Here is a 13,775-nt window from a genome sequence, read left to right on the forward strand (position 1 = left end):
CGCTGGGAGCTTTACGCCGCCGATTCAGGCTTGCCCGCGGGCACGGCCTTCTTCTTGGGCGCCAGCACCATGACCATCTGACGGCCTTCGAGCTTCGGCATGGCTTCGACCTGGGCCAGTTCCAGCAGGTCGTCGCGCACACGTTCAAGCACCCGCATACCCAGTTCCTGGTGAGCCATTTCGCGGCCACGGAACCGCAGCGTCACCTTGGCCTTGTCGCCTTCTTCGAGGAAGCGGCGCAGGTTGCGCAGCTTGACTTGGTAGTCGCCCTCGTCGGTGGCCGGACGGAATTTGACTTCCTTGACCTGGATGACCTTCTGCTTCGAACGAGCTTCGGCTTGGCGCTTCTGCTCTTGGTACTTGAACTTACCGTAGTCCATCAAACGGCAGACCGGCGGCTCGGCGTTCGGCGCGATTTCCACCAGATCCACGTCGTTTTGCTCGGAAAGACGGAACGCGTCGGCAATCTTGACGATGCCCAGCTGTTCTCCGTCCAGACCTATCAGGCGCACCTCGGGGACGCGGATTTCACCGTTGATGCGATTGGCTTTTTCAGTGGCGATGTTGAAAGCTCCTAGAAATGTTAAGCAGCGCTGCTATCAGGTTGATTGACGTCACGGCGGGTGGACACGTCCTCGGACAGTCGCGCGACGAACTCGTCGTATGCGATGGCGCCAAGGTCCAGTCCGCCCAGTCCGCGTACGGCGACGGTGCCGTTTTGCTTTTCCTTGTCGCCGACGACGAGGATGTACGGCACCTTTTGCAGGCTGTGCTCCCGAATTTTACGAGTGATTTTTTCACCGCGCAAATCGGACTCTACTCTAAAGCCTTGTTTTTTCAGGCTTTGCGTGATTTCAGCCGCATAATCGGCCGAAGGTTCGGAAATGCAGCACACCACGGCCTGCACCGGAGCCAGCCAGGGCGGCATCGCACCGGCGTGGTTTTCGATCAACATGCCGATGAAACGCTCGAGCGAACCCAGGATGGCGCGGTGCAGCATGACGGGCGGGCGGCGCTGGTCGTTCTGGTCCACGTACTCGGCACCCAGGCGCACGGGCATGGAAAAGTCGACCTGGATCGTGCCGCACTGCCAGTGGCGGCCGATGGCGTCTTTCAGGGTGTATTCCACCTTGGGACCATAGAACGCGCCTTCTCCGGGCGAGATCTCGAATTCGCAGCCGGTGCGGCGCAGGCTTTCCATCAGGGCCTGTTCGGCCGTATCCCAGACTTCGTCCGAGCCGATGCGCTTTTCCGGGCGCGTGGCGACCTTGTAAAGCACTTCGGTAAAGCCGAAGTCGCGGTAGACCTTCTGCAGCAAGGCCGTGAAGTCGGCGCATTCGTCCTGGAGCTGTTCTTCGGTACAGAAAATGTGGCCGTCGTCCTGCGTGAAGCCGCGCACGCGCATCATGCCGTGCAGCGAGCCCGACGGTTCGTTGCGGTGGCATTGGCCGAATTCGCCGTAGCGCAAGGGCAATTCGCGGTACGAGTGCAGGCCGGCGTTGAAGATCTGCACGTGGCCCGGGCAGTTCATCGGTTTGAGGCCGTAGACGCGGTTCTCGGACTCGGTCGTGAACATGTTTTCACGATAGTTGTCCCAGTGGCCCGTCTTTTTCCAGAGCGAGATGTCGAGAATCTGCGGCGCCTTCACTTCCTGGTAGCCGTTGTCGCGGTAGACCGAGCGCATGTATTGCTCGACCTGCTGCCACAGGGCCCAGCCCTTGGGATGCCAGAAGATCAGGCCGGGGGCTTCGTCCTGGAAGTGGAACAGGTCGAGTTCGCGGCCGATCTTGCGGTGGTCGCGGCGCTCGGCTTCTTCGAGCATGTGCAGGTAGGCTTCCTGCTCTTCCTTGGTGGCCCAGGCCGTGCCGTAGATGCGCTGGAGCATCTCGTTCTTGCTGTCGCCGCGCCAGTAGGCGCCCGCGACCTTCATCAGCTTGAAGACCTTGAGCTTGCCCGTGGACGGCACGTGCGGCCCGCGGCACAGGTCGATGAAATCGCCCTCGCGGTACAGACTCAGCGGCTCGTTGGACGGGATGGACGCAATGATCTCGGCCTTGTACTTTTCGCCGATGCCCTTGAAGAATTCGACGGCGTCGTCGCGCGACCAGACTTCGCGGGTCACGACTTCGTCTTTCTTGGCCAGTTCGGCCATCTTTTTCTCGATGGCGGCCAGGTCTTCGGGCGTGAACGGGCGCTTGTACGAAAAGTCGTAGTAGAAGCCGTTGTCGATCACGGGACCGATGGTGACCTGCGCGTCAGGGAACAATTCCTTGACGGCGTAGGCCAGCAAGTGGGCCGTGGAGTGGCGGATCAGATCCAGGCCGTCGGCGTCCTTGGCGGTCACGATGGCCAGGCGTGCGTCGCCCTCGATGCGGTAGCTGGTGTCGACCAGTTGGGAGTCGGCGCCGTCAAAGGTCACGCGGCCGCCCAAGGCGGCTTTGGCCAATCCCGCGCCGATCGATTGCGCCACCTCGGCGACCGTGACCGGTCCCGGGTATTGGCGCTGCGAACCATCGGGCAATGTGATCTGTACCATCGGGAGTGCTTCCTGGGGTTCTGGGAATGAAATACGAAATTCAGAAACGACAAACGCGGCTGGTAGCCGCGTTTATCTGGTTGTCTTGCTGAGTCCTACCGCTGACCTGACACGGTGAAACCCGACGCACGAAAAACTAACGCGACATAGGGCGAAAGTTCCGGGTCGTAGTTCGTGCCAGCGGGAAAAACATGATGCTTGGGCCTTCAGGGGTGGACTGGGTGAGCGCGGGCGCAATGGCTGGCGCGCTTATCGTTGCCGATTGTAGCACCCTTTGGACCTTTTTCGTGGCGAAAACGCCACGCCGCAGCCAGAGGCCGCCCCCGGACGCCCGTCAGGCGAGGTTACGGCTGTCCGCAATCGCGGCCAGGGCATGCAGCACGCCCTCTTCCCAGTGCGGCGCGCGGATGCCGAACGTGCGTTCGAGCAGGCGGCTGTCCAGCCGTGAATTCAAGGGGCGGCGGGCGGACGTGGGGTATTGGTCGGACGCCACCGCGCGGATGTCGGCCGGGGTCAGCGTCACCGCCAGACCTGCCCGGCGTGCCTGCTGGGCGATGAAACAGGCGTATTCGTGCCAGCTGGCGTCTCCCGAGGCAGCCAGGTGATACAGGCCGAAGGGAAAATCGTCGTGTTCGCGCCGGGTCAGGTAGCGGGCAACGACCAGCGCAGTGGCGTCGGCGATGAAGGCGGCGCCGGTGGGCGCGCCGCGCTGGTCGCTCACCACCCGCAGCGATTCCGGCTGGCGTAGCGCCATCAGCATGGTCTTCAGGAAGCTGTTGCCGAAAACGCCATAGACCCACGAGGTGCGAAACACCAGATGCGCCGGGTTCATCGCCTGCACCGCCTGCTCGCCGGCCAGCTTGCTGCGGCCATAGGCATTCAGCGGCGCAGCCGCGTCGCGCTCATCGTAGGCGCCGCCCTTGGCGCCATCGAACACGTAGTCGGACGAATAATGGACGATCAGCGCGCCACGGCCAGCCGCCAGGGTAGCCAGTTCGCCCGCGGCCTCGGCATTGATGCGCATGGCGCGCACGGCGTCTTCTTCTGCCCGCTCCACGGCGGTATAGGCCGCCGCATTGACAATGACATCGGGCTTTTCACGGCGCACCAGCCGCGCGATCTGCAGCGGATAGGTCAGGTCGCAATCACTGCGGCCGGTGGCCACCACGGCGCCCAGCGGCGCCAGGCTGCGCCGCAGCTCGAAGCCCAACTGACCGTCCCTGCCTAGCACCAGAATCTTCTTGGGCATTCGCCACCCGCCGCCTTGCTTGCGATGCGCTGCGGTCCGGCAACAGGCCGGTTTCCGGACGCGATTATGACCCGAACACCGTCATGCCGGGCGTGCCGCGACGACGGGGATCTGTCGACCCCGAGTAAACCCGACCGGTGCATCAGTCCGATTTTGGACCGAAGGCGATCCGGAAGGCCCAACAAAACGTAATCTGCCCGTACAAATTTAAGACCAATCACAACCCCGACACGCACCGGACGCCATCGCCACACCAGCTCTGACGCCGCCCGCGTTCCCTTGGCCATACCGTGGAGCATCGATGAACAGTGTTTCAGCGCAAGATTCCGCTTTCCTTCCTGCCGACAGGTCTTGCGGCAAGAAAGAGGGCAATCGCACCCATTCGCGCAAGCATCTCCTGATGTCGCAACCGCCCCCCTTGATACGCGTGGCAATCCTGGACGACCACCCCGTGGTTGCGCTGGGCGTGGGCGCTTTCCTGGATTCCCGGCCGGGGTTTCGCGTCGTACACCGTGAAACCTCCGCCCGCGGCCTGCTCGACAAGCTGACCGTGGCGCCGTGCCATGTCGCCCTGATCGACTTCTATCTCCCCCATGAACCCTGGGACGGCGTGAATTTCCTGCGTCGGGTGCGGCGTTATCACCCGAACATGGCGATCATCACGTTCTCGGCTGGCAACCGGCTGGAAACGCAGTACGCCGCCTTTCGGGCGGGCGCCAACGGCTACCTCGCCAAGCAATGGGGCATGATCCTGCTGCCCGACATGATCCAGGGCGTACTGAGCGGCAAAGACCCTTTCCTGTCCGTCCAGGACGGCAAGGTGCGCGCCATTGCTCCGACGCATCCGCACGCCCTGCTGACCGCCTCCGAAGTCGAGATCCTGCGGCATATCAGCCAGGGGCTGTCGGTCACGCAGATTTCCGCGCGGCTGATGCGCAGCAAGAAAACCATCAGCACGCACAAGCGCCGCGCGATGCGCAAGCTGCAGCTGTCAGACGACCTGGCGCTGGCGCTTTACCTCAGGGAGAAGTTCACGGAATAAACCGCGCTAGATGATCCGCGAGTAGCTGGCCGCGGTGCTGGCGCTGCGCAGGTAGCCGTCAAACGCCATGGCAACGGCCCTGACGAAGTACCAGCCCAGGCCGGTTACCCGCAGCTCCCCTGCCCGCAGGTTGACCAGACCCAACTCGGCCAGGTTGGTCATCTGTGACAGTTCGGGTCCGAAATAGTCGCCAAAGCGCAAGCCATGGCGCGATTCGATGCGGGCGAAATCCACGCGGCCCTGGCACATGATGTCCATGATGACCTCGCGTCGCGCCAGGTCATCGGCATTGAGTGCCAGGCCGCGTTCCACGGCAAAGTGGTCGGACTCGATCGCGGCGTAGTAGCCGTCCAGGTCCTTGGCGTTCTGGCTGTAGGTATTGCCGATGCGGCCGATGGCCGACACGCCCAGCGCGATCAGGTCGCGGTCGGGTTGGGTGCTGTACCCCTGGAAATTGCGGTGCAGTTCGCCGCGCTGCTTGGCAATCGCCAAGGCATCGGTGTTCAGCGCGAAATGATCCATGCCGATGTAGGTGTAGCCCTGCTTGAGAAAGCCGTCGATGGCCGCGCTGAGCAGGCCGACACGCGTCTCGCGATCGGGCAGATCGGCCTGGTTGATGCGGCGCTGCGGCTTGAAGCGCTCGGGCAGATGCGCGTACGCGTACAGGGCAATGCGGTCGGGCCGCAACGTGGTGACCTGCGCAATGGTGCGCGCGAACGATTCGGTCGTTTGCAGCGGCAGGCCGTAGATCAGGTCGACATTGACCGACGCGTAGCCCAGCGTGCGGGCGCTTTGCATCAGGTCGCGCACGTCCTCGAACGACTGCACCCGATGCACCGCCACCTGCACCCTCGCATCGAAGTCCTGCACGCCAAAGCTCAGGCGGTTGAAGCCCAGTTTGCGCAACTGTGCCAGGCGTTGGGGCGTGGCGGTGCGGGGGTCCACTTCAATGGAGATTTCGGCGTCGGGTTCAAAGACGAACGCGCCGCGCAGGTCGGCCATCAGGCGCTCAAGTTCGTCGTCCGACAGGAAAGTGGGCGTGCCGCCGCCGAAATGCAGCTGCGATACGGGCACGCCCTGCCCCAGCTCGGCGACGTGCAGGGAAATCTCGCGCGCCAGCGCATCGAGGTAGCGAGCGGCCCGGTCGTGATGGCGGGTCACGACCTTGTTACAGGCGCAGTAATAACAGACCGAATCACAGAACGGGATGTGCACGTACAGCGACAGCGGTTCGGCGGGGCTCGCTTCACGCCGCTGGCGCAAGGCTTGGCGGTATTCGCGTTCGCCAAATCCGCCGTGATAGCGGTCTGCCGTGGGGTACGAGGTATAGCGTGGTCCGTTCTTGTCCAACCGGGCCAGCAACTGGGGCGGAAAGAAGGGTTCGGCGGCTTGGGCCGGGGGGTCTGCGAGTAGAGGACGTAGGGCGGCTTGCATACCGTGAATTATTCGCTTGCGGCGGCCCCACCGCCTTGATCTTGCGCAAATATCCGCCCGCTGGCGTGGCGGGCGGCCCGTAAAATGCGGCCATTCCCCCTACACGACAAGGACACCCCCGTGGATACCGAACTGGACGGCCGCCTGCTGGCTCTGCGCCAAGCCCTGGCGATTGCCATTGCCCTTTCCACCCGCAGCAGTCCCCAGGCCACCGACATGGCGCTGGAGCTGCTTGACGATCTGAAGGCCAACCTGGACAAGACGCCGTCGGACAGCCCGTTCGAAAAACCCGACTGGGTGGTCGGCGCCCATGATGAACTGGACGGCATCGCCCGCATGGTGCGCGCCTTTACCCAGACGCCCGAGCCCGGCGAAGAAGCCTGAGCCCGGCGGTCACGACTGGCGCTCCCCCCACAACCAGCATCCCCCACCACCCTCACCCGGCCGGCCTTGCGCCGCATGGAGCGGTCGGGCGCCTGACGCGCCAGTACAGCCGCGGAAACGCCGCCCCCACCGGGTCGAATCCTTCGGGCGGCGTCTTGGCCCGCTGCAATTCCAGCGCACCGCATTCGGCGACCAGATCGGCCCGCACCCATGGGCTGAATTGAAGCTGCCCATCGATCAGCACCACCGGCTGCTCGGGCAGACGTAGCGCCAGCGCGCCGGATTCGGCCCACGATCCCGAGATCACCTTGACCGGTCCGCCCAGTTCGGCCACGGCACGGCCATGCAGGGTGTCGGCCAGCGCCTGCGCATCGAAATAACGCCAGTCCGACGCGCGGCGCAGCAGGCCCGCGCCATTGGGAGACGTCAGCTCGACACGTGCCATCAGCAGCAACTGGATCACGATGAAGACCCACACCGCATGGCGCAGCGGTGTGGGTGCGGCCCAGGCGCCCCGCGCCAACTCCATGGCGGCAGGCACGATGAAGAGCAGGAACGGCGTGCCCCAGTGCAGCTGGATGTGCGAGCCGGACACCAGCGTCATGACGCTGACGAAGATCAACGGCGTCAGTCCAAAGGACAGCAGCAAGGCACGGCCGGTGGCCTGCTCCCGGGAGGGCGACGCAGGCGGCGCAACGGCGGCCCGGCGTGCACGGCGCCCCAGCAGCCACAGCACTGCCAGGAAGACCCAGGCCGGCAAGGCGCGATTGAACAACTGGTCGCCCCACCAGTTGGCGACTTCGTGCAGCCGCGCGCCCCACGGCAGGCTGGCGGCCAGGGACGAGGCCATGGCGTATTGCAGCGGCTTGAAGTCGTGGCTGATCAGCCAGACCAGGTGCGGGGCGAACAGCGCCAAGGCCGTCAACCCCGCCACCTGCAAGCCAAAGACGTGCATCGGATCGCGCCAGGCTTTCTGGCTCAGCCAGAACAGCAGCACGGCCAGGCCCGCGACGGCGACCTGGTACTTGGCCAGGGCACCCAACCCCAGGCAGATGCCCAATACGATCCACCAGCCGATCTTGCGGGTGCAATAGGCTTTCCAGCAGGCCGCCGCGCACCCCGCGACCAACGGAATCAGGACGATTTCATGGTTGTAGAAGTACAGCCGGCCGTTATAGAACGTGACACACAGACCTGCCAGGGCGGCAATGGCCGCATAGGCCTCGCCCCGCATGCCGCGCAGCAGACCCCACAGCAAGACGAAGGCCCCCAACGTGCAGGCCGCCCCCAGCAGGTAGGTGGCCCAGGCGGTCCAGCCCAGCAACTGCACCACCGGCCACAGCAGCCAGGTGGGCAGGGGCGGATGCTTGTAGTAGCCCCACTCCAGGCTGCGGACCCAGATCAATTGTTCGATGTTGTCGGTCGGCGGCGCCAGCACGGCGCGGTCGGACAACCACAGCCAGCCCAGGGCGAAGACCACCATGCCCAGACCCAACCGCCAGAAATCCGGCTTTCCCGCCGCGGACTCCCCATGCTGCACGCCACTCTCCCGTTGCTGGCGTACGCAATGCCCCGCCCTCTGTCGCCCCACCTTGGGGCGCAGCGATTATCGGGTTCGCCTCCCGTCACAAGCGCAGGGGTTTTGTTCGGCAATTGTTCAAAAAATGTAAAGCGCGCGGGGCCAAGCACGCCGCCATAACTGGCCTGACCACCAGATAGAAAGACGGGAAACCCCTCTGATCGTTTTCCCTTGATAGGCCTATTTTTTGTTTGATTTCAATGACAAGCTTGGCGCATAAGTGGCCTGACCACTAGACCAAGAGATTGACGCAGCCGTTGATGAACACCTTCCAAGCCGTGGCCGTTACCCGCCTGTACCGAATGATTGCCGACCAGATCGCCGGCCGCATCCGGGCGGGCGATTTCCCCCGGGGCGGTCGCTTGCCTTCCGAACGCGAACTGGCCGAACAATTGCAGGTCAGCCGCGCGTCGATCCGCGAAGCCTTGATCGCCCTGGAAATCGAAGGCTATGTCGAAGTGCGGGTGGGTTCGGGCGTGTTCGTGACGGCCGCCCGGGACAGCGCCGCCCCGTCATCGGCGGCCCTGGACGAGATCGGCCCGTTCGACCTGCTCGAGGCGCGGATGCTGATCGAACCCGAATGCGCCGCGCTGGCTGCGCAACAGGGGTCCGACGCGCAGCTTGCCGCCATTCGCAAGGCCCACGAGGGCATGTCGCTGACGGATTCGCCCGGCCTGCATGACCGCGAGTTCCACCGCGCCATCGCCGCCGCCTGCGGCAACGCGGCGCTGGCCTCGTCGGTGGCGCATTTATGGGACCTGAGCCTGGCCAGCCCGGTGTTCAGCCGCATGCAGGACTACTTCGTCAATACCAAGGTGTGGGCCGTGGCCCACGCCGAACACCAACGCATCCTGACGGCCATCCTGGCCCGCGACCCGATCCGCGCGCGGCATGCCATGCACGCCCACCTGATTGGCATCCTGGCCCGCCTGCGGGAAGACTTCGGAGTGTTTGCATGACGGCTGTATCCCCCCTTGCCCGCAACGGCGGCCAGATCCTGATGCAGCAATTGCGCATCCATGGCACGCGCCGGATCTTCATGATTCCGGGCGAAAGCTACCTGCCTTGCATCGACGCGCTGAACGAACACCGAGGCGCCATCGAACCCATCGTCTGCCGCCAGGAAAGCGGCGCGGCATACATGGCCGAGGCCTACGGCAAGCTGACCGGCGAGCCGGGCGTGTGCTTCGTCACCCGGGGGCCGGGCGCCACCAATGCCAGCATCGGCGTGCATACCGCCTTCCAGGATTCCACGCCGATGATCCTGTTCGTCGGCCAGGTCGGCAACGACTTCTACGAGCGCGAGGCTTTCCAGGAAATCGACTACCGCCGCATGTTCGGGCAGATGGCCAAGTGGGTCGCGCAGATCGACCGCACCGACCGCATTCCCGAATTCGTGGCGCGCGCCTACGCCACTGCCACCAGCGGCCGCCCAGGCCCCGTGGTGCTGGCGCTGCCGGAAGACACGCTTTGGGGCACCGCATCGGTGCCCGACCTGCCGCCCTACCCGCGCATCGTGGCGCATCCGGGCGAGCCCGATCTGGATCGCCTGCGGCAGTTGCTCGACGCCGCCGAACGCCCCGTCATGGTGGTGGGCGGCAGCGGCTGGACGGGCGAAGCCATCGGCCAGATTGCCGCCTTTGCCGAACGCTTCGAGCTGCCGGTAGGCACGGCCTGGCGACGGCTGGAATGCTTTGACCAGCGCCATGCCAACGCCGCCGGCCAAGTGGGCTGGGGCATGACCGACGCGCTGCGCGCTCGCATCCAGTCGGCCGACCTGATCCTGGCGGTGGGCACGCGCCTGGGCGAAGCCACCACCGAGGGTTACCAGCTGGTGCAGAGCCCGCAACCGCGCCAGAGGCTGATCCATGTGTATCCCGACGCCCAGGAACTGGGCCGTGTGTACGCGCCGACCCAGGCCATCGTGGCCAGCGTGACGGGCTTTGCGCAGGCCGTGGCCCGCCTGCAGCCGGGCCACGCCAAGCCACGCGGCGACGCCGTGCGCCAGGCGCATGCCGAGTATCTGGATGCGCTGGCGCCGCTGCCCGCGCCAGGGCCGCTGAGCCTGGATACGATCGCCGTGCAGGCCAACCAGCGCCTGCCGGCGGACGCCTGCGTGACGGTGGGCGCCGGCAACTACGCGCTGTATCCGCACCGCTACCGTCAGTTTGCCGGCCCCGGAACCAGCCTGGCGCCCACCGTGGGCGCGATGGGCTACGGGCTGCCGGCAGCCGTGTCCGCCAAGCTGGAGCATCCCGGCAAGACCGTGGTCTGCTATGCCGGCGACGGCTGCTTCCAGATGAACCTGCAGGAACTGGGCGTGGCCCAGCAATACCGGCTGGGCATCGTGGTGCTGGTGTTCAACAACGGCATGTGGGGCACCATCCGCGCCCACCAGGAACGCGAATTCCCCGGCCGCCCCATTGCGCTGGGCTTCGAGAACCCGGACTTCACCCAGATCGTGCGCGGCTACGGCGGTTATGGCGAAGCCGTCGAGCGCACCGAGGACTTCGCCGCGGCGTTCGACCGCGCACTGGCCTACGCCGACCGCGAACAGCGGCCCGCGCTGCTGGAAATCCGCTACGACGCAGACGGCATCGCGCCCGGCCAGACGCTTACCTCCATCCGCACCGCGGCCCTGGCACGCCACGCCGCCGCGCCCTCCCACTGACCCGAACGAGGCTCATCCATGACTTCTTCCCTGTCCGTCAACGGCAACCGTCTCTGGCAATCCCTGATGGATCTGGCGCAGATCGGCGCCACCCCCAAGGGCGGCAACTGCCGCCTGGCCCTGACCGCGCTGGACGGCCAGGGCCGCGACCTGGTCACTGGCTGGATGCGCGACGCCGGCCTCACGGTGCGCGTGGACCAGGTGGGCAACATCTTCGCCCGCCGCGCCGGCCGCAACGACGCGCTGCCGCCGGTCATGACCGGCAGCCATATCGACACGCAGCCCACCGGCGGCAAGTTCGATGGCTGCTACGGCGTGCTGGCCGGGCTGGAAGTGATGCGCACGCTGAACGATGCGGGCGTACAGACCGAGGCGCCGCTGGAAGTGGCCATCTGGACCAACGAGGAAGGTTCGCGCTTCGTGCCGGTGATGATGGGATCGGGCGTGTTCGCCGGCAAGTTCCCGCTGGAAACGGCGCTGAGCGCGCGCGACGCCAAGGGTATCGCGGTGCGCGACGAACTTCAGGCCATCGGCTATGCCGGGCCTGACCCCGTGGGCGGTCGCCCGGTGGATGCCTATTTCGAAGCGCACATCGAACAGGGTCCGATCCTGGAACATGAAGAAAAAGTCATCGGCGTGGTGACCGGGTCGCTGGGCCTGCGTTGGTACGACGTGACGGTGACCGGCATGGAAATGCACGCCGGCCCCACGCCGATGGGCATCCGCCGCGACGCGCTGTTCGCCGCCAGCTACCTGCTGCAGGCCGTGGTCAACATCGCCAACGCCAACCAGCCGCATGGCCGCGGCACCGTGGGCGAGATCCATGCCCACCCCGGTTCGCGCAATGTCATTCCCGGCCAGGTGCGCTTCACCACCGACCTGCGCCACGAAGACGAAGCCACGCTGACCCGCATGGATGCCGCCTGGCGCGACACCTGCCGCGAGATCGCCGAAAAACATGGCGTGACGGTCGACGTGAAGGACGTGCAGTACTTCCGCCCCACCCCGTTCGATCCGGATCTGGTGGACAAGGTGCGCCAGGGCGCCGCCCAGCGAGGCCTTGCGGCCATGAACATCGTGACGGGCGCCGGCCACGACGCCGTCTACATGGCGGCGGTGGCGCCCACAGCCATGATCTTCGTGCCGTGCAAAGACGGCATCAGCCACAACGAAATCGAAGACGCCCAGCCCGGCCACCTGGAAGCCGGCTGCAACGTGCTGCTGGACGCCATGGTGGCGCGCGCCAACAGCCCGCGCTGATTCGACTAGGACACCGCCATGACCCATTACACCTTTGACGACTGGCAGGCCCGGGCCCGCTCGCTGACCTTGCGCGGCCAGGCCTACATCGACGGCGCCTATGCCGATGCCGCCGACGGCGCCACGTTCGTCGCCACCAGCCCCATCGACGGCCGCAAGCTGGCCGACGTGGCCGCCTGCGGCCAGGCCGACGTCGACCGCGCGGTCGCCGCGGCCCGCCGCGCCTTCGACAGCGGCGTCTGGTCCGGCCTGCCGCCGCGCGAACGCAAGGCGCGCCTGCTCAAGCTGGCGCAGCTCATCACCGATCACAGCGAAGAACTGGCCCTGATCGAAACGCTGGACATGGGCAAGCCGATACGCGACGCGCTGGCCTTCGACCTGCCCGAAACCGCCCAGTGCTACGCCTGGTACGGCGAAGCCATCGACAAGGTCTACGACGAGATCGCCCCCACCGGCCAGAACGTGCTGGCCACGGTGACGCGCGAACCGGTCGGCGTGGTGGCCGCGGTGGTGCCCTGGAACTACCCGCTGCTGATGGCCGCCTGGAAAGTGGCGCCGGCGCTGGCCGCCGGCAACAGCGTCATTCTCAAGCCGGCCGAACAGTCGTCGCTGAGCGCGTTGCGGCTGGCGGCGCTGGCCGAACATGCCGGCATTCCCGCCGGGGTCTTCAACGTCGTGCCCGGCACCGGCCTCGTCGCCGGCCAGGCGCTGGGCCTGCATCCGGACGTGGATTGCGTGGCGTTCACCGGGTCCACCGCCACCGGCAAGCGCTTCATGACCTATTCGGGCGAATCGAACCTTAAGCGGGTCTGGCTGGAATGCGGCGGCAAGTCGCCGCACATCGTGTTCGAAGACTGCCCAGACCTGGACCGCGCCGCGCTGATCGCCGCGCTGGCGATCTTCTCGAACCAGGGCGAAGTGTGCATCGCCGGCTCGCGCCTGTACGTGCACGACGCCATCTACGACACCTTCATGGAAAAAGTGGCGCGCCACGCCGCCGACATGCGGCCCGGCAATCCGCTGGACCCGGACACCACGCTGGGCGCCATGGTCGACGAACGCCAGACGCGTTCGGTGATGGCGCGCATTGCAGCCGGCCAGGCCGACGGCGCCACGCTGCGCATCGGCGGGCGCCAGGTACGCACCGACAGCGGCGGTTTCTACATCGAGCCCACCATCTTCGACTGCGTTGACGCCAGTAACGCGCTGGTCCGCGAAGAGATCTTCGGGCCGGTGCTGACCGCGCAACGCTTTCGCAGCGAAGACGAAGCCATCGCGCTGGCCAACGATTCGGCCTACGGCCTGGGTGCGGGGCTTTGGACCGCCAACCTGGGCCGCGCGCATCGCCTGTCGCGGCGGCTGCGCGCCGGCCTGGTCTGGGTCAATTGCTATGCCGACGGCGACATCACCGTGCCGTTCGGCGGCGTCAAGCAATCGGGCTTTGGACGCGACAAGTCGCTGCACGCGCTGGACAAGTACAGCGACCTGAAGACCACCTGGATCGACATCAGCCTGTAGGCCCCGCACCGTGCACTGTTTTCGCCGCATTGGTGCGCGGCGCCTTACCTGGCACCTGAACGAAGCATTGTTGTAGCAGCTCCACCCGCAGTTCCCTGAGAA

The 13,775-nt window shown here is 65.8% G+C and carries 11 protein-coding genes; 6 read left to right on the forward strand and 5 right to left on the reverse strand.

Annotated features, from left to right (window positions below; genetic code table 11):
- Positions 1–11 precede the first annotated feature (11 nt).
- The 3 genes from infC to rfbD form a co-directional block, all read right to left on the reverse strand.
- The gene (gene infC / locus HV798_RS09635) at positions 12–563 is read right to left on the reverse strand and encodes a translation initiation factor IF-3 (RefSeq protein WP_076812461.1); all 552 of its coding nucleotides are present in this window, start codon (positions 561–563) and stop codon (positions 12–14) included.
- Positions 564–583: 20 nt separating this feature from the next.
- Positions 584–2,536 (reverse strand): threonine--tRNA ligase, encoded by a 1,953-nt coding sequence (gene thrS / locus HV798_RS09640; RefSeq protein ID WP_175192573.1) that lies wholly within the window; start codon positions 2,534–2,536, stop codon positions 584–586.
- 334 nt (positions 2,537–2,870) lie between these two features.
- A complete protein-coding gene (gene rfbD / locus HV798_RS09645; RefSeq protein ID WP_175192574.1) occupies positions 2,871–3,785 on the reverse strand; it encodes a dTDP-4-dehydrorhamnose reductase in 915 nt (304 codons plus the stop codon).
- A gap of 400 nt (positions 3,786–4,185) precedes the next feature.
- Between rfbD and HV798_RS09650 the strand changes: the two genes are divergently transcribed.
- Complete coding sequence (locus HV798_RS09650) at positions 4,186–4,827, forward strand: response regulator (protein WP_232786465.1); 642 nt, start codon at positions 4,186–4,188, stop codon at positions 4,825–4,827.
- 6 nt (positions 4,828–4,833) lie between these two features.
- Here HV798_RS09650 and hemN read toward each other — a convergent pair whose 3' ends face one another.
- A complete protein-coding gene (gene hemN / locus HV798_RS09655; protein WP_175192575.1) occupies positions 4,834–6,261 on the reverse strand; it encodes an oxygen-independent coproporphyrinogen III oxidase in 1,428 nt (475 codons plus the stop codon).
- Positions 6,262–6,381: 120 nt separating this feature from the next.
- On the opposite strand from hemN, the gene HV798_RS09660 reads away from it, so the two are divergent.
- Positions 6,382–6,645, forward strand: a complete 264-nt coding sequence (locus tag HV798_RS09660; RefSeq protein ID WP_025135344.1) for a hypothetical protein — start codon at positions 6,382–6,384, stop codon at positions 6,643–6,645.
- Between the two features lie 52 nt (positions 6,646–6,697).
- On the opposite strand, the gene HV798_RS09665 is transcribed toward HV798_RS09660, so the two are convergent.
- A complete protein-coding gene (locus HV798_RS09665; protein WP_175192576.1) occupies positions 6,698–8,128 on the reverse strand; it encodes a glycosyltransferase family 39 protein in 1,431 nt (476 codons plus the stop codon).
- Between the two features lie 356 nt (positions 8,129–8,484).
- Between HV798_RS09665 and HV798_RS09670 the strand changes: the two genes are divergently transcribed.
- From HV798_RS09670 to HV798_RS09685, 4 genes are read left to right on the forward strand one after another with little or no spacing between them, the layout of a single operon-like run.
- On the forward strand, positions 8,485–9,183 hold the full coding sequence (locus HV798_RS09670) for a FadR/GntR family transcriptional regulator (RefSeq protein ID WP_175192577.1): 699 nt from the start codon (positions 8,485–8,487) through the stop codon (positions 9,181–9,183).
- Positions 9,180–10,895, forward strand: coding sequence for a thiamine pyrophosphate-binding protein (locus tag HV798_RS09675; protein WP_175192578.1), 1,716 nt, complete (start codon positions 9,180–9,182; stop codon positions 10,893–10,895). Before HV798_RS09670 ends, HV798_RS09675 begins: the two co-directional genes overlap by 4 nt.
- An 18-nt stretch (positions 10,896–10,913) precedes the next feature.
- On the forward strand, positions 10,914–12,155 hold the full coding sequence (locus HV798_RS09680; protein ID WP_175192579.1) for a Zn-dependent hydrolase: 1,242 nt from the start codon (positions 10,914–10,916) through the stop codon (positions 12,153–12,155).
- Positions 12,156–12,173: 18 nt separating this feature from the next.
- On the forward strand, positions 12,174–13,673 hold the full coding sequence (locus HV798_RS09685) for an aldehyde dehydrogenase (RefSeq protein WP_175192580.1): 1,500 nt from the start codon (positions 12,174–12,176) through the stop codon (positions 13,671–13,673).
- Positions 13,674–13,775: the final 102 nt, after the last annotated feature.

The organism is Achromobacter deleyi (assembly GCF_902859705.1).
Lineage (GTDB): Bacteria > Pseudomonadota > Gammaproteobacteria > Burkholderiales > Burkholderiaceae_B > Achromobacter > Achromobacter deleyi.